General features: G+C 46.2%; 17 protein-coding genes and 1 other RNA gene. 13 read left to right on the forward strand and 5 right to left on the reverse strand.

Annotation, left to right across the window (positions count from 1 at the left end; all coding sequences use genetic code 11):
• Window positions 1-28: 28 nt before the first annotated feature.
• Window positions 29-1,129 (reverse strand): prephenate dehydrogenase, encoded by a 1,101-nt coding sequence (locus tag DWZ40_RS12850; protein WP_118543409.1) that lies wholly within the window; start codon window positions 1,127-1,129, stop codon window positions 29-31.
• Between the two features lie 285 nt (window positions 1,130-1,414).
• Here DWZ40_RS12850 and DWZ40_RS12855 point away from each other — a divergent pair, with 285 nt between their 5' ends.
• From DWZ40_RS12855 to DWZ40_RS12870, 4 genes are all read left to right on the forward strand, one after another.
• Window positions 1,415-3,517: an elongation factor G gene (locus DWZ40_RS12855; RefSeq protein ID WP_118543410.1), complete on the forward strand. Its 2,103-nt coding sequence runs from the start codon at window positions 1,415-1,417 to the stop codon at window positions 3,515-3,517.
• A gap of 4 nt (window positions 3,518-3,521) precedes the next feature.
• Window positions 3,522-4,439, forward strand: coding sequence for a type II CAAX endopeptidase family protein (locus tag DWZ40_RS12860; protein ID WP_182430521.1), 918 nt, complete (start codon window positions 3,522-3,524; stop codon window positions 4,437-4,439).
• A 224-nt stretch (window positions 4,440-4,663) separates the two neighbouring features.
• Window positions 4,664-5,101 carry an Lrp/AsnC family transcriptional regulator gene (locus DWZ40_RS12865; RefSeq protein WP_118543412.1) on the forward strand — a complete coding sequence of 146 codons (438 nt, stop codon included), beginning with the start codon at window positions 4,664-4,666 and terminating at the stop codon, window positions 5,099-5,101.
• Window positions 5,102-5,168: 67 nt separating this feature from the next.
• Window positions 5,169-5,948, forward strand: coding sequence for an N-acetylmuramoyl-L-alanine amidase (locus tag DWZ40_RS12870; RefSeq protein WP_118543413.1), 780 nt, complete (start codon window positions 5,169-5,171; stop codon window positions 5,946-5,948).
• A gap of 83 nt (window positions 5,949-6,031) precedes the next feature.
• On the opposite strand, the gene DWZ40_RS12875 is transcribed toward DWZ40_RS12870, so the two are convergent.
• Entirely contained in the window at window positions 6,032-6,967 is a 936-nt protein-coding gene (locus DWZ40_RS12875) for a radical SAM protein (RefSeq protein WP_118543414.1), read from the reverse strand.
• Between DWZ40_RS12875 and DWZ40_RS19845 the strand changes: the two genes are divergently transcribed.
• The 9 genes from DWZ40_RS19845 to DWZ40_RS12920 all read left to right on the forward strand — a co-directional run bounded on the left by DWZ40_RS19845 (window position 6,966) and on the right by DWZ40_RS12920 (window position 15,595).
• Window positions 6,966-7,214, forward strand: coding sequence for a hypothetical protein (locus DWZ40_RS19845; protein ID WP_147354196.1), 249 nt, complete (start codon window positions 6,966-6,968; stop codon window positions 7,212-7,214). The two genes, DWZ40_RS12875 and DWZ40_RS19845, sit on opposite strands and share 2 nt — an antisense overlap.
• Window positions 7,205-7,382, forward strand: a non-coding RNA gene (ssrS, locus tag DWZ40_RS12885) — 6S RNA. Before DWZ40_RS19845 ends, ssrS begins: the two co-directional genes overlap by 10 nt.
• A gap of 111 nt (window positions 7,383-7,493) precedes the next feature.
• Window positions 7,494-8,729, forward strand: coding sequence for an AI-2E family transporter (locus DWZ40_RS12890; RefSeq protein ID WP_118543416.1), 1,236 nt, complete (start codon window positions 7,494-7,496; stop codon window positions 8,727-8,729).
• Between the two features lie 9 nt (window positions 8,730-8,738).
• Window positions 8,739-11,015 (forward strand): SpoIID/LytB domain-containing protein, encoded by a 2,277-nt coding sequence (locus DWZ40_RS12895; RefSeq protein WP_118543417.1) that lies wholly within the window; start codon window positions 8,739-8,741, stop codon window positions 11,013-11,015.
• A 286-nt stretch (window positions 11,016-11,301) separates the two neighbouring features.
• The gene (locus tag DWZ40_RS12900; RefSeq protein ID WP_118543418.1) at window positions 11,302-12,519 is read left to right on the forward strand and encodes a 6-phosphofructokinase; all 1,218 of its coding nucleotides are present in this window, start codon (window positions 11,302-11,304) and stop codon (window positions 12,517-12,519) included.
• Between the two features lie 189 nt (window positions 12,520-12,708).
• Window positions 12,709-13,221 carry an SEC-C metal-binding domain-containing protein gene (locus DWZ40_RS12905; protein ID WP_118543419.1) on the forward strand — a complete coding sequence of 171 codons (513 nt, stop codon included), beginning with the start codon at window positions 12,709-12,711 and terminating at the stop codon, window positions 13,219-13,221.
• A gap of 83 nt (window positions 13,222-13,304) precedes the next feature.
• Window positions 13,305-14,057, forward strand: coding sequence for a class I SAM-dependent methyltransferase (locus DWZ40_RS12910; protein WP_118543420.1), 753 nt, complete (start codon window positions 13,305-13,307; stop codon window positions 14,055-14,057).
• A 56-nt stretch (window positions 14,058-14,113) separates the two neighbouring features.
• Window positions 14,114-14,995 carry an Hsp33 family molecular chaperone HslO gene (gene hslO, locus DWZ40_RS12915; protein ID WP_118543421.1) on the forward strand — a complete coding sequence of 294 codons (882 nt, stop codon included), beginning with the start codon at window positions 14,114-14,116 and terminating at the stop codon, window positions 14,993-14,995.
• A gap of 54 nt (window positions 14,996-15,049) precedes the next feature.
• Window positions 15,050-15,595, forward strand: coding sequence for a DUF5662 family protein (locus DWZ40_RS12920; RefSeq protein WP_118543422.1), 546 nt, complete (start codon window positions 15,050-15,052; stop codon window positions 15,593-15,595).
• Here DWZ40_RS12920 and DWZ40_RS12925 read toward each other — a convergent pair.
• The 3 genes from DWZ40_RS12925 to DWZ40_RS12935 form a co-directional block, all read right to left on the reverse strand.
• A complete protein-coding gene (locus DWZ40_RS12925) occupies window positions 15,592-15,831 on the reverse strand; it encodes a hypothetical protein (protein WP_118543423.1) in 240 nt (79 codons plus the stop codon). The two genes, DWZ40_RS12920 and DWZ40_RS12925, sit on opposite strands and share 4 nt — an antisense overlap.
• 265 nt (window positions 15,832-16,096) lie before the next feature.
• Window positions 16,097-16,894, reverse strand: a complete 798-nt coding sequence (locus tag DWZ40_RS12930; protein ID WP_118543424.1) for a hypothetical protein — start codon at window positions 16,892-16,894, stop codon at window positions 16,097-16,099.
• Between the two features lie 193 nt (window positions 16,895-17,087).
• Window positions 17,088-18,701: a CTP synthase gene (locus DWZ40_RS12935; RefSeq protein WP_118543425.1), complete on the reverse strand. Its 1,614-nt coding sequence runs from the start codon at window positions 18,699-18,701 to the stop codon at window positions 17,088-17,090.
• Window positions 18,702-18,882 lie beyond the last annotated feature (181 nt).

The raw sequence follows: 18,882 nt of genomic DNA on the forward strand, positions 1-18,882 counted from the left end.
AGAGTTTCCCCATTTCCCTGATTGCAGCTTAGTGTTTCGGAATCAGTTCGTAATTATATTTTTTCAGCTGTTCCCACGCCCGATGCATGGATTCTTCATCGTAAAAGACAATCTTTAAGGCACCATCGCCCTGTTCCCGGTTGTGGTTGATGCCGATGTTACCGATGCTGATGCCGCGTGCACTTAAAATGCAGGATAAGGTGGAAATCGCACCTGGTTCATCCACAATATCCACGGTAAAGGAGTATTCCGGAGTGACAGAGCCGCGGCGTGTTTCCGAGATGGAATTGCGGTAAGTACGTGATGTGTCAAAGAGCTGGTAAATATCGTTCCCATTCCGGTTCTTTAAGGAAGCAAGAATCTGGTTTAAGGAAGCGATGTAATCTTCCAGCATGGTTATGATATTGCCGGTGTTCGTCATGCAGATCTGTTCCCACATTTCCGGGGAAGAGGATGCAATACGGGTAATGTCTTTAAATCCGCCTGCGGCAAGGCGTTTCATCAGTTCTTCTTTGTTGTCACAGTCGCGGACCAGGTTTACCAGGCTGGAAGCAACCAGATGCGGAAGATGGCTGATGGCAGCCACGATCCGGTCATGTTCATGATAGTCCAGTACGATCGGAATGGCATCGATCAGATTGGCCACTGCAACAATGCGGTCGGTATCCTCTTTGGAAGAATGTGCAGTTGGTGTTACGATATAGTAGGCATTTTCCAGAAGATGATCTGTAGAATTCTCATAGCCTGTTTTTTCGGAGCCTGCCATAGGATGCCCGCCGACAAAAACGTCCTCCATACCCAGTTTCGTGACAACCTGATGGATATCCTGTTTTGTGGAACCAACGTCGGAAATCAGAGCACCAGGCTTTAAGAATGGACGGATCAAAGACAGATACTGTGCATTGTATTCTACTGGTGTACACAGGAAAATGATGTCGCATTCCCTTAACGGTTCCCCTATGCCGTCGAGGATGACGTCCACGATGCCGTCGGCTTTCGCCTGCTCCAGTTTTGCGCGGGTACGCATGTATGCCATGATCCGGGCTGTCGGGCAGGCGCGTTTGATGCCTCTGGCGATCGAACCGCCAATCAGTCCCAGACCGATAAAGCCAAATGTTGTGTCTTTCATGTCGAAATCTCCTAATGGTATATTTGTGTATATCAGTTTCTAATAAGAACACTAATATAAATACTAAATGCTATTCTATGATAATCTGAAAATGTTGTCAATGCTTTATTGCTTTAAACTGCAATAGTAAAAAGCGAAAAGAACTTTGAACGATAGAGATGTATCAGACGATAAGAAAAAATTTTGAAAAATAATTTGTGCAAATCGTATATTCTACTTGAAATTTTCAAACTTTTTTAGTAGAATATCCTCATAGACTAAATTTGGTGTACAGGAGGGAATTATATGAACGTTTATGGTACAAAACAGATCCGAAACGTCGTTTTACTTGGTCACGGCGGGGCCGGCAAGACGACGGTTGCAGAAGCACTTGCCCTGGTAACCGGAGTCACCAAGCGCATGGGCAAGGTTGTTGACGGTAACACCATCAGCGACTACGACAAGGAAGAAATCAAACGTCAGTTTTCCATCTCCACGTCTCTGATCCCGATCGAGTATCAGGGCGATGAAGGCATGATGAAGATCAATATTCTGGATACCCCGGGTTATTTTGACTTTGTCGGCGAAGTAGAAGAAGCAGTCAGTGTGGCAGATGCGGCGATCATCGTTGTGAACTGCAAGGCTGGCATCGAGGTTGGTACGGAAAAAGCATGGGAGCTGTGCGATAAGCTCAAACTGCCTCGTATTATTTTTGTCACCAACATGGACGACGATCATGCAAGCTTCCGTGAACTTGTCCTGAAATTAGAGAGAAGGTTCGGCAGAAGCATTGCTCCGTTCCAGCTCCCGATCCGTGAAAATGAAAAGTTTGTCGGATATGTAAACGTTGTAAAAATGGCCGGCAGACGCTTTACCAATTTAAGTGATTACGAAGAATGCGAGATTCCTGATTACTCCCAGAAGAACCTCGGTATTGCCAGAGATGCGCTCTTAGAGGCAGTGGCAGAGACCAGTGAGGAGTATATGGAGCGCTACTTCTCCGGTGAAGAATTTACACTGGAAGAAATTCAGGGCGCCCTTCGGGAACATGTGATAGATGGCTCTATCGTTCCGGTGCTTATGGGTTCCGGCGTAAACTGCCAGGGATTTAAGACCCTCTTACAGGTCATTGACCGTTACCTTCCGACCCCGGACAAATTCGAGTGTATCGGTGTTGATGTTTCCACTGGTGAGCGTTTTACCGCAAAGTACAACGATCAGGTTTCTTTATCTGCAAGAGTATTTAAGACCATTGTAGACCCGTTCATCGGCAAATATTCCCTGATGAAAGTCTGTACCGGTATCTTAAAACCGGACAGCACGATTTACAATGTAAATAAGGATACCGAGGAAAAAGTCGGCAAGCTGTACCTGCTCCGTGGTAAAGACACTATTGAAGTTCCGGAGCTGCGCGCAGGTGATATCGGTGCCGTGGCAAAACTTGGTGTGACCCAGACCGGCGATACCATTGCTCTTCGCTCTGCACCGATCGTATATCACAAACCGCAGACTTCCACACCGTATACATATATGCGTTATAAGACCGTGACCAAGGGTGACGAGGACAAAGTTTCCAGCGCACTGGCAAAACTGATGGAAGAGGATCTGACCTTAAAGTCTGTGAACGATAAAGAAAACCGCCAGCTTCTTTTATACGGCATTGGTGATCAGCAGCTGGAAGTGGTTGTCAGCAAACTGTTAGGCCGCTACAAGGTTGAGATCGAACTGAGCAAGCCGAAATTTGCATTCCGCGAGACCTTAAGAAAGAAAGTCGAAGTTCAGGGCAAATATAAGAAACAGTCCGGCGGACATGGTCAGTATGGTGATGTTAAGATGATATTCGAGCCGTCCGGCGATCTGGAAAAGCCTTATGTATTTGAAGAGAAGGTCTTCGGCGGTGCAGTTCCGAAGAACTACTTCCCGGCAGTTGAAAAGGGTGTTGCAGAAAGCTGCGTAAAGGGACCTCTGGCTGCATACCCGGTAGTTGGTGTAAAGGCAACTCTGGTAGATGGTTCCTACCATCCGGTAGATTCTTCGGAGATGGCATTTAAGACCGCTGCCATGATGGCATTCAAGAAAGGCTTCATGGAGGCAAATCCGGTTCTCTTAGAGCCAATTGCATCCCTGAAAGTAACGGTTCCGGATAAATTCACCGGTGACGTTATGGGTGACTTAAACCGCAGAAGAGGACGTGTCCTTGGTATGAATTCCGATCACCACGGCAAACAGGTGATCGAGGCAGACATCCCGATGTCCGAACTGTTTGGCTATAACACAGACTTGCGCTCCATGACTGGCGGTATCGGCTTATATGAGTACGAATTCAGCCGTTATGAGCAGGCACCTGGCGACATCCAGAAGAAGGAAGTAGAAGCCAGAGCTGCAAAGGTCGACAAACTGGATGTATAATTCTATGAATACCAGAAGACAGATATCCAGAATATGCTGGATTTATACAGCATTTCTCGCGGTTTCTACAGCAGTGCAGCTCTTCCTTGGTGCGCTGCTGGAACCGTTTGTTCTGATCTTTGGACAGAGCCGTGCGTTTACGCGTGCGGCTCTTCTGGTGTCAGAATTTGCCATGTACGGAATTGGATTTCCGTTGTTTGCCTGGCTCATGGGAAGAATCCCGTCCTGTGAAATGCAAGAAAAAAAGAAGATCAGTCTGAGTCAGTTTTTGGGTTTGCTGGTGTTGTGTTATGGTTTTACGTATCTGGGAAACCTGCTTGGAGGCATTCTGATGGAAGCGGCAGGTACCCTGAGAGGCATGGATTACAGCAATCCTGTCGCTGATCTTGTAGATCAGATGGATCTGGAGATGCTTGTTCTCACGACGGTGATCATTGCTCCGGTTATGGAAGAACTGATGTTTCGAAAGTACCTGGTAGAGCGGCTGGTGCCTTATGGACAGAAAACAGCAGTATTGTTTTCAGGACTCCTATTTGGTCTGTTCCATGGAAACTTTTATCAGTTTTTTTATGCCGCAATCCTTGGTGCTGTTTTTGCGTGGATCTACAGCAGTACAGGAAGACTCCGTTATAATATCGCGCTTCATATGTGTATTAATTTCCTTGGAGGAGTGCTGCCCGTGGTTTTATCACGTGCAGCAGACAGCGGAAATCTGTTTGCATATCTGGGATATGGAGCTTTGAATCTATTTGCATATGTCGCCATGGTGATTGCAGTGATTCTGTTTGTCTCCCATTACAAACGGATTTCCTGGTTTTCCGGCTGGGTATATCAGGAAGAACCAATGGGCATCACTTGCCTGAAGTCGCCTGGATTCTGGGTATTTCTTGCAGGATGTATCTTGTTATTTTTGTTTGGATGATGGATGTAACCATACAGATGAAATTTTTAAAAGCTTAATTTCTTAAATTTTTTTGTTGACAAGTGAAACATAAGAGGGTATGATACAAAATAAGATTAAGTGATGAGAGCGAAGGCGTTCGGACAGAGGTTCGGGCGCCTTTTCTTTTTTTCAAGCTCACTTGTGGCTGTCTGGCAGTTTATCAGCTACGTTCATTTTATCAATGAGGAGGAGAAGAAACCATTATGGATGATATCGACAGAAAAATATTAAAAATTTTACAGGACAATGCCAGGGCTTCCCTGAAAACCATAGCAGAGAATACATTCCTTTCTTCACCGGCGGTATCTGCACGGATAGAAAAACTGGAAAAAGACGGTGTGATTGCCGGATATCATGCGATGGTAGATCCAATCCGGCTTGGATATCACATCATTGCGTTTATTAACCTGGATGTAACTCCGGAGGATAAACCCAAATTTTATTCCTATGCCGAGAGTATTCCAAATGTGCTGGAATGCAACTGTGTGACAGGGGAATATTCCATGCTGTTAAAAGTGGCATTTCAGAGTACGATGGAACTGGATATTTTTATTGGTCAACTCCAGAAATTTGGAAAAACCAGTACTCAGATCGTATTTTCCACGCATGTCGGACCACGGGGTGTGGACGTAGAAGAATAATGCTGAACCAGGAATCCTTTCTTTTCATATTGTAGTAAGAGGGCAATATGGAAAGGAAGGATTTATTTTGCAGGAAACAAAAAAAGTGATTTTGGATGCCGGTCATGGTGGGGCGGATCCAGGAGCTGTTTATCAGGGACGGCGGGAGAAAAACGATAATTTACGCATAGCGCTTGCGGTTGGCCAGATCTTAAGCGAAAATGGTGTGGATGTGGGGTATACGAGAGTGCAGGATGTCTATCAGAGTCCGCTTCAGAAAGCACAGATGGCGAATAACTGGGATGCAGATTATTTTGTGTCATTTCACCGGAATGCCATGCCGGTTCCCGGGACCGCGTCTGGAACGGAAGGTCTGGTTTTTGCAAAAGAAAGCGAGGCCGGGCGGCTGGCGGCAAACATCAACACCGAACTTCGGCAGTCTGGCTGGAATGACCTTGGAATCATAGAACGTCCGGGGCTGATCGTGCTCAGAAAAACGGAAATGCCGGCTGTTTTAGTGGAAGTTGGATTTTTAGACAATGAGGCGGATAACCAGCGCTTTGATGATCAGTTTGAGCGTACTGCTTCCGCCATTGCAAATGGAATCCTCATGACATTAAAGAGTCCGGAGGGGCAGCAGGAATATTATCAGATCCAGGTTGGTGCATATTCCGACAAGGATCTTGCGGACAGACTGCTGGGACAGCTGCAGGCAGCCGGATATCCGGCATTTCTGGTGGCTCAGAATGGTTTGTATAAGGTGCGGGTAGGAGCCTATCTCAATCTGGACAATGCTGCCTGGATGGAAAAAACACTAAGAACAGCCGGGTATCCTACGCTTTTGGTGCAGGAGCCGGCTGTTTACTAAAAGAGTGAAGAAAGCGGGAAAATGCAGAAAACGGGAGGAGTGCAAAAAACAGGAAATCTGGTAGCTGAGGATGCTTTTGGGGGTTATAAGCCTTCTAAGTCAAATGCGGGCGTATATTCTTCTTTGGCACTGCTTTTTTCCTGCATAAATCCCATGGTAAGACCAAGATCTAAAGCAGCGTCAACGACCTTCTGGTATTCGTAGCTGGTAATGCGCCGGTTTAGTTCCGGATACATGGAATTTTTTTCATAAGGTGTATACTGGCTCATGAGGCTGATGTAAAAACTGTCTTTGGGCAGATTTTGGGCGATCCAGTGGAGAATCCGGATGGAGTCATCTTTTTGCCCGGGGAGAACCAGGTGCCGGATGATGACACCACGGTCCATGACGGGACCGGATTCTCCTGGAATGCTGCAAACATGTGGTGCTCCGGTCTGCCGGATCATCTGCTGTATGGCTTTTGCAGCAGTCTGGAAATAGAACGGTGCCTGGGAATAGCGGGCAGACAATTCCGAATTTTCGTATTTGAAATCCGGAAGCCAGATATCCACATAATCTTTTAAAGCCAGAATGGTTTCGATGCGTTCATATCCGCCGCAGTTGTAAACAACGGGAATATGAAGCTGCTTTTTCGCCAGATCAAGTGCAGGAATGATCCAGGGAAGAAAATGGGTTGCTGTTACCAGACTGATATTGTTTGCGCCCTGTTCTTGGAGGCGCAGAAAAACATCAGCCAGTTCCGCTGTTGTCAGAGTTTTCCCGTACATCTCGCGGCTGATTTTATAGTTTTGGCAGAAACAGCAGCGCAGGGTGCAGCCACTGAAAAATACGGTACCGCTTCCGCGTGTTCCGCTGATGCATGGTTCTTCCCAGAAATGCAGGGCAGCACGGGCAGCAACAGCACCGGCAGGTGCCTGGCAAAATCCTGTTTGTGCAGTACGGTCGATGCTACACATCCGCGGACAGAGCTGGCAGTGATGAATCTGTTCCTGAAAATAAGATAAAGTCTGTTCAGACATGATGATACTCCAATCGGTCAGGCTGCAGGCAGCATGTTTGGTGACGCTTCATAAATGTCTGCAACGCTGTTTTTTTTCTTCGTTTTTCAGTATACAAAAACAAAGAAAGAAAAGCAAGACAGACAGCAGCGTAACGACAGATATGGAAATGGATCTGGAAAGTCGTGGATGTTTTGAAAAGGAACTTGAAAAAGAAGAGTACTTGTTGTATAATCAGTTCAGAGCAAACGAAGAAAGTAATTCCTGAAGTGTTCGACAACCTTACCCATTTTGAACCTACATTACTGACTAAGGGATTCCTATATCTGCAGGCGGATGTCAGGCCTCCACTGAGTGGAAGGCAGAAGCCGGCGTGCGGTTGCCCACCTAGCGTTGCTAGGCGTCAATAAGTAAGAACGGCACATTCGGGATTACAAAAGAGAAAAGAGCAGCGAGAGATCGCTGCTTTTATTTTATTTTATCTTAACTTTATCTTTACATCGTTGTGTGATACACTATAAACATTGGATAAGAAAGGAAAAATCGCATGAAGAATGAAAAGTATCGCACATATATATATTGGGGTGTCACAGCCCTGGTCGTGCTTTTGCTTCTGGTAGCTGCAATTTTTGTAGTGATCCGGTGGTCACTGGTGGCTGGTCTGGCAAAAAAAATCGCCAAGATCCTGGCGCCGGTTATTTACGGGGCAGTTTTTGCGTATCTTCTTACACCGGTTTACAACTGGGTTCAGAACGCAGTCATGAAATGGACAAAGAAGGTTATCCCATCAGAAAAAAGCAGAAAAAGTCTTGGCGCGTTTTTGGGGACTGCAGCCAGTCTGGTGCTTTTGGTAGCAGTCGTGGTCGGACTTATTTCCATGCTGATCCCGGAACTGATCAACAGCATCCGCGGGGTTTTGGAAACCATGCCATCCAGCATTGCCAATCTGGAAATCTGGCTGGAAAAAGTACTGGCAGACAACCCGGATCTGGAACAACAGGTCATGGAGCATTACGGAGCGGCTGCAGATTATCTTCAAAACTGGCTGACCAATGTGGTAGCACCGAATATCTACCGGATCATTGGCGGTGTGTCCAGCGGTGTGGTATTGATCGTAAATGCAGTCTTTGATGTTTTGATCGGGCTGATCGTTATGATCTATCTCCTGAATATGAAAGAAAAACTCCGCGCCCAGATCAAAATGATCATTTACGGGGTATTTCCATTAAAGATTGCGAATAAAGTGATAGAGGAAGCAAGGTATGTGAATCAGGTATTTGGCGGATTCATCATTGGAAAACTGCTGGATTCGCTGATCATTGGTCTGATCTGTTTTGTCCTTTTGGGATTTGCGAATATGCCATACGTCCTGTTAGTCAGTGTCATTGTCGGCGTAACCAATGTAGTTCCGTTTTTTGGTCCGTTTATCGGTGCGATCCCAAGTGCAGTCCTGATTCTTCTGGCAGATCCGATCAAGTGCATTTATTTCCTGATCTTTATCCTGCTTCTGCAGCAGTTTGACGGCAATATCCTGGGACCCAAGATCCTTGGCGATTCTACGGGACTTTCCAGTTTCTGGGTGCTGTTTTCCATTCTGCTATTTGGTGGCCTGATGGGATTTGTGGGAATGATCATTGCAGTGCCGACCTTTGCGGTCATTTACCGTCTGGTGACAGAATTCACGACATGGATGCTTCATAAAAAGACATTGTCCGGTGATATTACTGCATATGACGGGCTTGACCATATCGACGAAACCGAGCAGACTTATATTAAAAAATAAGAGGCATTTATGAAAAAACCTAACATGATCCGGTGGATTCTTGGAATTCCGGTGATCGTCCTGATCTTAATCCTGGTAATCTTAATTTGTGAACCGGAAAAATCAGGAATTACCAGGGCGGCGGCTGCAAAGTCAGTCGCCCTTGCTCTTTTATCACCGGAAGAGTTGGACGCATGGAAAAAAGAATACGGGGCATCGCATTTCCCGGCAGATGAAATAGGAGAATGGTATGTTCCTTATCTGGATTATCTGTATGAGAAAGGCTTCCTGAATGAAGAAGAAACTCCGGCAGACCAAAGTCATGCGGAAGGCATGCTGACTTATGGCGAGGCAGCACAGATCCTGGGCGGACTATCGGAAAACCGAAACAGACTGGTACCGGTAAATGGGCGTAACCGAAACAAAGCATATCCGGAGGAAAACTGGTGGCTTCTTTATGATTCTATTTTGCAAGAAGCCGATGCAAAAGGGGCAGTAAAGACAGAAAACCTAAAAATTTATGGGACACCGGAAAATATTCAGGGCTGTCCGGCCTGGACGGCATATACCAGTATGGGCACGATCACGTTTTATGGGGTGTCACTGGACTCTTATGTAGATCATGAACTGACCGTATATATACGGGACGGCGAACTGATTCATATCCAAAAAGACGAGGGACAGAATACAATTTATCGGAATGTCTGGATTCTGGATGGGGACAAAAATGGGTTGATGGTCTACATTGGAGACATTCAGCGAAAAATCCCATTCCGGAAAACTTATAAAAAATTTGAAGAACTGGCAGGCAATCTGGCAGATCTGAGCATGGAACATGGGAAAATAACAAAAGTATCCGTAAAAAAAGAGCGGATCAAAGGGAAAATTCTTTCGGTACAGGATGACACTGTCGAATTAGAAGGTTATGGAACGGTGCCGTTGGATGAAGAATACAAAGTGTTGAAAACCTATGGTGATGTGAAACGGCAGAAACTTTCGGATATCCTGGTGGGCAGTGAAAACCAGGAATTTGTGGTTGCAAAAGGAAAAATCTGTGCGATTGTCAAAGAACGGGAAGATGCGGCAGACAAGATCCGTGTCCTGATCATGAGCGATGGATTCCGGAGCCGGTATCATGATCAGATTGAAATTCATTGTCCGGGAACCGTAAAAGAGACTCAGGGAGATTCTGAGAAAACGCTGGAACCAGACACGGTAATATCCGTAACAAGCGGAGACGGAAGCTGCAGTGGACAGCGCCTGATCCTGGAGCCGGAGGAAGGAACCGAGCTGACTGTGACCAGTTTAAACCGGGCACAGGGACAGCCGTCGTATGCAGGAAGGCTGGAACTGATCGATACCGCAGAAGGTCTCGTTCTTGTCAATGAACTGTATCTGGAAGATTATTTAAAAAAAGTTGTTCCGAGCGAGATGCCGTCCAGTTATGAAAAAGAAGCATTGAAAGCACAGGCTGTCTGTGCCCGGACCTACGCATTTATGCAGATGAAGAGCAACAGCTATAGCAGCTATGGAGCGCAGATTGATGACAGCACACAGTTTCAAGTCTATAATAATACAGAACCAGACGAAAAAACGGCTCAGGCAGTACAGGAAACGTATGGGAAAATGCTGTATTATGACGGAAAACCGATCACAGCCTATTATTTTTCGACATCCTGCGGTACTACGACCAACACAGTCATCTGGGACAGTGATCCGGAAAAAACACCATATCTGCGCTGCTTAAGCCTTCAGACAGCCAGAAGCCGTCTGAATTTTGAAAATGAGGCAGAATTTGCTGCGTTCATAAAAAAGAACGAATTTCCATCTTATGATTCATCATATCCGCTTTACCGGTGGAATGTAAAAACGAACGGGAATATCATTGCTTCCCATGTAAGCGGAGTTGGAACGGTAACCGGCGTGACTGTAACAAGCCGCGGACCTGGCGGAGTCGCGATGCAGCTTCTGGTAAAAGGAACAGACGGAGAAACGACGATATCCGGGCAGAATGCGATTCGCAGTGCCCTCGGCGATTCCTCACTGAGCATCAACCGCAGCGATGGGAAAACTTCAGAGGGCTGGGAACTGCTGCCCAGTGGATTTCTGATTGTGGAAGATGCCGGAACGGATGAAAACGGCGTCGCGCAGTTTCGTATTTATGGCGGTGGGTACGGACATGGAGTCGGCATGAGCCAGAATGGCGCGCAGGCTATGGCGAAGACCGGAATGGACTATGAAGAAATCCTGAACTATTTTTATGATGGGGTAACGATCGAAGAAAAAGAATCGACGGATGCGTCGTAGGCGACTTCCGCGATAGGTTGCGATAGATAACGCAATAAAATTTTTTATGGAATGTATAAAGAAGGAAGAGGAGGACATAATAGGAGTAGTACCAAAGAAAAGAGAAATACTTATCCTCCCCTTTTTATTAAGCTCCGGCATATTGGATGTGCCGGGGCTTAATTTTTGGCTTAAAGCTTGATATTGTTATCTTTTCTCTTGAAATGACTGTGAAATGACCGTATAATAAGAAAATACGTAAAATACCAGAAACTAGTTACAGATTAAGACGAAAACGAGGACAGAAATGAAAAATCTATTAGTTGGACAGTCTGGCGGTCCCACCGCTGTGATCAATGCAAGTCTTTACGGAGTTGTGAAGGAAGCGTTAAAAGCACCGGAGATTGCTCATGTTTATGGCATGATCAATGGAATCGAAGGATTGCTTAAGGATCATTATATGGATCTTGGTGCAGAACTTTCTGAGGAAGAACTGGAACTTTTGAAACTGACACCGGCAGCTTTTTTAGGTTCATGCCGCTATAAACTGCCAGAAAACCTGACCGATGCATTTTATGAAACGATTTTTGAAAAATTCCGCCAGATGGAGATCGGATATTTCCTTTATATTGGAGGGAATGATTCCATGGATACGGTCAGCAAGCTTTCCCGCTATGCAAAACATCATGGAAGTGATATCCGTTTTATTGGCATTCCCAAAACAATCGACAATGACCTGATCCAGACAGATCATACGCCGGGATACGGCAGCGCAGCCAAGTATGTAGCTGCATCCGTGCGGGAGATCGTGCTGGATGCTTCTGTCTACCAGCAGAAGGCAGTTACCATTATCGAGCTGATGGGACGTCATGCCGGATGGCTGACTGCGGCGAGTGCCCTCGCACGGAAATTTGAGGGCGATAACCCGGTCCTGATTTATCTGCCGGAAGCAGATTTTGAGTTAGAACAGTTTGCAAAGGATCTGAACGCAGCACTGGAGAAACAAAACAGTGTCGTTGTGTGTGTATCAGAGGGAATTTCCGATGCGTCCGGAACGTTTGTCTGCGAGTATGGGGACGAAGCTATGGTGGACAATTTTGGACATAAAATGTTGACTGGCTGCGGTAAGGTTTTGGAAAATTTTGTGCGGCATCGGTTTGGAGTAAAGGTTCGCTCTGTGGAATTGAATGTCAGCCAGCGCTGCAGCGGTATGATTGCATCTGAAACCGATATTGCAGAGGCAGCACAGGCTGGAAAAGAGGGCGTACGTGCTGCAGTTTCTGGAAAAACAGGAAGCATGGTTGCTTTTGAACGGGTGCAGCAGAGTCCATATAAGATGGAATGCAGACTGGTGGATGTGAATGAGGTCTGCAACCAGGAAAAGAAGGTTCCGCTTTCCTGGATTACCCGAAATGGAAGTGATATGGGACAGGAATTTCTGGATTATGCTTTGCCGCTGATCCAGGGAGAGCCAGATCGCCCTATGGAGCATGGAATTCCAAAATATCTTTACCGAAATGTGTGAAAGTGTTTATTGTGCACAGGAATCGATTCTTTAAACGGAAAAGAGATAAAAAATTCTGAAAATTCTGAACTGAAAATTCTGCATAAATGATTTGCAAAATACAGAGAAATGTTATATACTTATCGAGAATATGCACGTTGTCCTTAGCGTGCGAACAGGATTATCATAGAAAAAGGAAGGATATACAATATGGCAACCTTATTAGAAAACTGGAGAAACCTTGCCTATGGCAATGGTCTGGACGATAAACAGAGAGAGCAGCTGTGGACCGGTTATTTCACCATTGAGAAAGGCATTTACGAGCAGATCTTAAGCAACCCGGCAGAGGTTGTAGAGGGAACCGTAAAAGAACTGGCTGATAAGTATCAGACCGAGGTTTTGATCATGACTGGTTTCTTAGACGGTATTAACGAGAGCTTAAAGGGTTACGAGAACCCGATCGAGACCATGGATGAGAACACCCAGGTTAAGATTGAGATCGATCCGGAGAAGCTTTATTACAACATGGTAGAGGCAAAAGCAGAATGGCTGTATACTCTGCCGCAGTGGAACTCCATCTTAAGCGAAGAGAAGAGAAAAGAGCTCTATAAGCAGCAGAAGGCTTCCGGAACCATCCGCAAGGAGAAGAAAATTTTCCCGAACGATCCGTGTCCATGTGGAAGCGGCAAGAAGTACAAAAAGTGCTGCGGTAAGAACGCATAAGGAAACGATGAACGGTAAGCAGGAGTGTCTTTGGGACGTTCCTGCTTTTCTTTGCATTGGATATCAGGAAAGGAGGCACAGGAATGGAAGCATATACAGGTTTTGCGTCCGTGTATGATCTTTTCATGGACAATATTCCTTACGAAGACTGGTGTACTTACGTGACCGGGCTTCTGAAAGAGTATGGAGTAGAAGATGGTCTGCTTCTGGATCTTGGCTGTGGTACCGGAAAGCTGACGCGGCTTCTTGCTGAGGAAGGCTATGATATGATTGGTGTGGATCTTTCGGAGGAAATGCTGGAAGTGGCGCTCGAACATGAGATGGAAGATCCAAAGCAGATCTTATATCTGCAGCAGGATATGCGGGAATTTGAACTTTATGGTACGGTGCGTGCCATCGTCAGCATTTGTGATTCCATGAATTATCTTATGGAATATGAGGATCTGGTGCAGGTCTTGAAGCTTGCCAATAATTATCTGGATCCCAAGGGTGTATTTATTTTCGATATGAATACGGTTTACAAGTACCGGACACAGCTTGGCGAGCAGACCATTGCAGAAAACCGGGAAGAGAGCAGCTTTATCTGGGAAAACTATTTCGATGAAGAAGAAATGGTGAATGAATACGATCTGACCCTCTTTATCCGCGATGAGGACGGGCGTTACTCCAGGTATGAAGAGACGCATTATCAGAAAGCATTTGAAATCGAAGAAGTGCTGCAGGCCGTAAAAGAAGCCGGTATGGAACTGGTGGCTGTTTACGATGCTTTTACCAGAAAGCCGCCAAGAAAAGACAGTGACCGTGTGTATTTTGTTGTGCGGGAATGCGGGAAATAGAAACCGGGATGATATCAAACAGCTACACAGCAGAAGATAGAAGGAGAATTTGAATCATGTCAGATTATATGATCAGAGCAACTGCAGCAGAAGGACAAATCCGTGCCTTTGCTGCAACAACAAGAGAGTTGACAGAATTTGCGCGTCAGGCGCACAATACCAGTCCGGTAGCAACTGCAGCATTGGGACGTCTTCTGACTGCAGGCGCTATGATGGGCGTTATGATGAAAGGTGCAGACGATATTCTTACCATTAAGATCGAAGGAGATGGTCCGATCGGCGGACTGACCGTAACAGCGGATTCCAAAGGCGATGTAAAAGGATATGCGTACAACCCGGAGGTTATGCTGCCGCCAAACGAAAAAGGTAAGCTGGATGTGGGCGGTGCATTGGGGATCGGCGTTTTGAGCGTGATCAAAGATATCGGTTTAAAGGAGCCATATGTCGGACAGACCATTCTGGTGACAAGCGAGATTGCAGAGGACCTGACTTATTATTTTGCAACCTCCGAGCAGACGCCTTCCAGTGTGGCACTTGGTGTGCTGATGAATAAAGACAATACGGTGCGTCAGGCGGGCGGATTTATTCTGCAGCTGCTCCCGGGTGCTTCCGAGGAAGTGATTTCGACTCTGGAAAACCGTTTAAAAGAGATTACCTCTATCACATCCCTGCTGGATGCCGGCAATACGCCGGAGATGATCTTAGAGCATATTTTGGGAGATTTTGGACTGGAAATTCTCGATAAGATCCCAACCCAGTTTGCCTGCAACTGTTCCAGGGAACGCATCGAAAAGGCACTGATCAGCATCGGAAAAAAAGAACTTCAGGAAATGATCGATGAGGGAAAAACCATTGAGATGAACTGTCATTTCTGCAATAAGCATTATCCGGTAACGGTAGACGAACTGAAGGGATTGCTGGAAAAGGCAGTACGGTAAGCACAACGATTGTGTGGAGATAAAAAGGGTTACAGAGTTAGGAGGCAACGCGAAATGAAGCATAAAGCCTGGCATCATTTTCTTACGATCACCCGGCATAAGCTGCTGGTCATGGAGAATTGTTTTAAAGTAGGTCTTTTTAAGCAGGGGCTGCTTCACGACCTTTCGAAGTACAGTCCGGCGGAATTTCTCACAGGTGTTCATTATTACCAGGGAGACCGCAGTCCCAATGCCGCAGAGCGCGATGAAAAGGGATATTCTTCTGCCTGGCTTCATCATAAAGGCCGCAACAAACATCATTTTGAATACTGGATTGATTTTTCCAAAACCAGCCAGGGAATTGCCGGGGCTAAAATGCCGGTAAATTATCTGGTGGAGATGGTTATGGACCGCATTGCGGCATGCAAGGTATACCGTGGAAAAGATTACACCGATGCGTCTGCATGGGAATATTATCAGAGAGAACGCCCTTATCTGGACAGTGCGATGCACTCCCAGACAAAGGCAGAACTGGAAAAAATCCTTATGATCCTGAAACTGCGCGGAGAAAAAGCTGCGTTTTCCTATTTGAGAAAGTTATTGAAAAAAGGCTCCTATTAACCGTGAAATGCATCTGCCGGATAATGGTACACTTCCGCATAGGATTCGAGAACATCCTGGGAATCGGTTCCTGCCGGAATCAGGCCGGTGCAGTCTGTGACGGATGCAGCGCGGACATCGAAAACATCCGGGTCATCGGTCCCGTAAGGATCCTGTACCGGATGTTTGTCAGGGCGGTCAGTGCCCTGTTCCCGGATTCGCACGATTTCAAGATTTTGTAATACGTCATCTTTCATGAACATCATCTCCTTTGCGGACAGTATGCGTTGTTTGGGGGAAATTATGCGGTTTTATGTGAAAAGAAATGTGACTGGGAACAATTGGATTTGGACAGCCAGCGGTATGACAGATCAGAAAACAAATCAAAAAAAGCACTGAATTTTGGATGAAAATCGGAAATTCAGTGCTTTTTTCTGTTCGCATTGCATATCGCGGAGATGCCAGTGGCGACTCTGATGATTTTGTTATAATATAGAAAAAACGACAGATAAATTTTAAAACTTAGTTTCTGGAAGAACCAGCTACAATTACGTTCTGTTTGCCATTTTCTGCATCTGCATTGCTTTCCTGGGAAGCCTGCTGGTTCTGCTGGGAATTGCTGCTGCTCTCAGTTCCAGTGGTATGGGACGGAATACCGGACAGAGTAGTGGTGCAGGTTCCGTCTGCGTTAAAGGTATAGCTTACACCGCTGATGGTCTTTGTGGTACCTGCTACCATAACGCCGTTAGCCGGATCAAAGTAGTAGGTTGCACCATTTACATTGTGGAAGCCGGTCTGCATTTTACCGTCTTCACCAAACAGGAACCAGTTGCCATCGATCGGCATAGCGATATTCAGTGCGCATTTTCCGGAAGTCGGATCAAAGTAATATTTGGATCCGCTGATGGTTTTCCAACCGGTGCCAAGGGAACCATCGTCTTCCATATGATAATAGCTTCCGTCTAAGTTAAGCCAGCCGATGACAAGCGTACCATCGGACTGACCATAATAGTATTTGTCAGATGCCGCATCATGGATCAGACCAGTCTGCATGATGCCGTTGGAGCCGAAATAGTATAATTTATCGTTGATCTTTTTTAAACCGGTAGTCATTACACCAGTGGAAAGATCCATATAGTAGTAACCGTCGTTGGTCTGAACCCAGCCTTTGTGTAAGGTGCCGTTCTCATCATAATATACATAGGAATTTCCGTTCTGCACCCAGCCAGTGGCAGCCAGAGCAGTGATGCCGGTAGCAAGACTTACGGTACTTAATACACCTGCAGCCATAGCTGCAGCTACATAGCGCTTTATTTTCATAATCAACAAGTCCTTTCTTTGGTTATTGTGTAATTTTATTCTTTTTCATAAGCCAGTATAACCTTGGGAAAACATGGATTCAAGTGTTTTCCCGTATTTTTCAGAAAAATGTAAGATACCGTGGAGCTGTGTATCGATTCCTGTAATCAAAACAATGCCGCAGGGATCCGATCTGACCTCTGCGGCATAAGATTTAGTTCTGTGTTTCCTGATACTTTAAGGAAGCTTCGATGAAGCCCTTGAACAGCGGATGCGGGCGGTTCGGTCTGGATTTTAACTCCGGGTGTGCCTGGGTAGCTACAAACCATGGGTGATCCGGAAGTTCGATCATCTCGACAATACGGCCGTCCGGGGAAATACCGGAGAGCATCATGCCATGTTCCTGGAGCACGTTGCGGTAATCGTTGTTGACTTCATAACGATGCCGGTGACGTTCGTGAATGGTTTCCGTGCCATAGAGTGCATAGGCTTTGGAGTCTTTGTTCAGAACACACGGATAGGAACCGAGACGTAAGGTACCGCCGATGTCTTCGATGCCATCCTGATCCGGCATCAGGTGGATGACCGGATGAACGGTAGAAGGATCCAGTTCTGCACTGTGCGCATCGGTGTAGCCGATCACGTCACGGGCAAATTCCACGATGGAAAGCTGCATGCCAAGGCAGAGACCAAGGAATGGGACCTGATGCTCGCGTGCGTATTTGATGGCAAGGATTTTTCCTTCGATACCGCGGGAGCCAAAGCCGCCCGGTACCAGGATGCCGCTGACATCACCAAGAAGTTCGTCTACATTTTCCGGTGTGACGGTCTCCGAGTCGATCCATTTGATGTTGACACTGGTACGATTTGCCACGCCGCCGTGTTTTAAGGATTCCACAACGGAAATGTAGGCATCGTGAAGCTGGATATATTTGCCGACCAGGGCAACCGTAACTTCCTTTTCCGGGTGCTTCCAGGCATCGATCATGGCACGCCACTCAGCCAGATCCGGTTCTGGACATGGCAGATTTAAGCACTGGCAGGCAACTTCAGCCAGATGTTCTTCTTCCATGGCAAGAGGTGCTTCGTAGAGCACTTCCACGTCGAGGTTCTGGAGCACATGAGTTTTCGGTACATTGCAGAAGAGGGCAATTTTGCTGCGCAGACTGTCGTCAAGCGGATGCTCGCTGCGGCATACCAGAATGTCCGGCCAGATTCCCATGGCCTGCAGATCTTTGACACTGGCCTGGGTCGGCTTGGTTTTTAATTCACCGGAAGCTTTTAAATAAGGAATGAGGGTAACGTGGATCAGAATGGCATTTTCATGACCAACCTCATGCTGGAACTGACGGATTGCTTCCAAAAACGGTTGGCTTTCAATGTCTCCGACGGTACCGCCGACCTCGATGATGGCAATTTCTGTTTCTGTGGTTGAGAAGTTGCGGTGGAAGCGGCTTTTGATCTCGTTGGTAATGTGGGGAATTACCTGAACCGTGCCTCCTCCGAAATCACCGCGGCGCTCTTTCTGAAGAACACTCCAGTATACTTTACCGGTGGTGACGTTCGAGTTTTTGGTGAGGCTTTCATCGATGAAACGCTCATAATGACCTAAGTCCAGGTCTGTTTCAGCACCGTCATCGGTGACAAATACTTCACCGTGCTGGACCGGGTTCATGGTACCCGGATCAATGTTGATGTAAGGATCGAATTTCTGCATGGTTACTTTGTAACCACGTGCTTTCAGCAGGCGTCCTAAGGATGCTGCGGTGATACCTTTACCGAGGCCGGAAACAACGCCGCCGGTAACGAAGACATACTTTACTGGCATGGTAAAACCTCCTTATATATGTGGGATTATGAGGAATGTGTAACGCTTTCTCGAAAAAATAACTTCATCATTATACAACGTCAATATCTTAAAATCTAGGTGTTTTTGTAAAACTTTATTTTTTTAAGTGGAGTTTTCTTGATTTATGTGAAAACTACCTTTATAATGGTTCGTAAATGCA

The sequence above is a fragment of the Clostridium sp. AF32-12BH genome (assembly GCF_003477935.1).
Lineage (GTDB): Bacteria > Bacillota > Clostridia > Lachnospirales > Lachnospiraceae > Brotaphodocola.

Bases quoted from the DNA above. Each gene is read 5' to 3' on its own strand.
- DWZ40_RS12895 (WP_118543417.1), top strand. From the start codon at position 8,739: ATGAAAAAACCTAACATGATCCGGTGGATTCTTGGAATTCCGGTGATC.
- DWZ40_RS12865 (WP_118543412.1), top strand. From the start codon at position 4,664: ATGGATGATATCGACAGAAAAATATTAAAAATTTTACAGGACAATGCC.
- DWZ40_RS12935 (WP_118543425.1), bottom strand. From the start codon at position 18,701: ATGCCAGTAAAGTATGTCTTCGTTACCGGCGGCGTTGTTTCCGGCCTC.
- DWZ40_RS12875 (WP_118543414.1), bottom strand. From the start codon at position 6,967: ATGTCTGAACAGACTTTATCTTATTTTCAGGAACAGATTCATCACTGC.
- DWZ40_RS12900 (WP_118543418.1), top strand. From the start codon at position 11,302: ATGAAAAATCTATTAGTTGGACAGTCTGGCGGTCCCACCGCTGTGATC.
- DWZ40_RS12860 (WP_182430521.1), top strand. From the start codon at position 3,522: ATGAATACCAGAAGACAGATATCCAGAATATGCTGGATTTATACAGCA.
- DWZ40_RS12905 (WP_118543419.1), top strand. From the start codon at position 12,709: ATGGCAACCTTATTAGAAAACTGGAGAAACCTTGCCTATGGCAATGGT.
- DWZ40_RS12850 (WP_118543409.1), bottom strand. From the start codon at position 1,129: ATGAAAGACACAACATTTGGCTTTATCGGTCTGGGACTGATTGGCGGT.
- DWZ40_RS12925 (WP_118543423.1), bottom strand. From the start codon at position 15,831: ATGAAAGATGACGTATTACAAAATCTTGAAATCGTGCGAATCCGGGAA.
- DWZ40_RS12920 (WP_118543422.1), top strand. From the start codon at position 15,050: ATGAAGCATAAAGCCTGGCATCATTTTCTTACGATCACCCGGCATAAG.
- hslO (WP_118543421.1), top strand. From the start codon at position 14,114: ATGTCAGATTATATGATCAGAGCAACTGCAGCAGAAGGACAAATCCGT.
- DWZ40_RS12930 (WP_118543424.1), bottom strand. From the start codon at position 16,894: ATGAAAATAAAGCGCTATGTAGCTGCAGCTATGGCTGCAGGTGTATTA.
- DWZ40_RS12890 (WP_118543416.1), top strand. From the start codon at position 7,494: ATGAAGAATGAAAAGTATCGCACATATATATATTGGGGTGTCACAGCC.
- DWZ40_RS12855 (WP_118543410.1), top strand. From the start codon at position 1,415: ATGAACGTTTATGGTACAAAACAGATCCGAAACGTCGTTTTACTTGGT.
- DWZ40_RS12910 (WP_118543420.1), top strand. From the start codon at position 13,305: ATGGAAGCATATACAGGTTTTGCGTCCGTGTATGATCTTTTCATGGAC.
- DWZ40_RS19845 (WP_147354196.1), top strand. From the start codon at position 6,966: ATGATGATACTCCAATCGGTCAGGCTGCAGGCAGCATGTTTGGTGACG.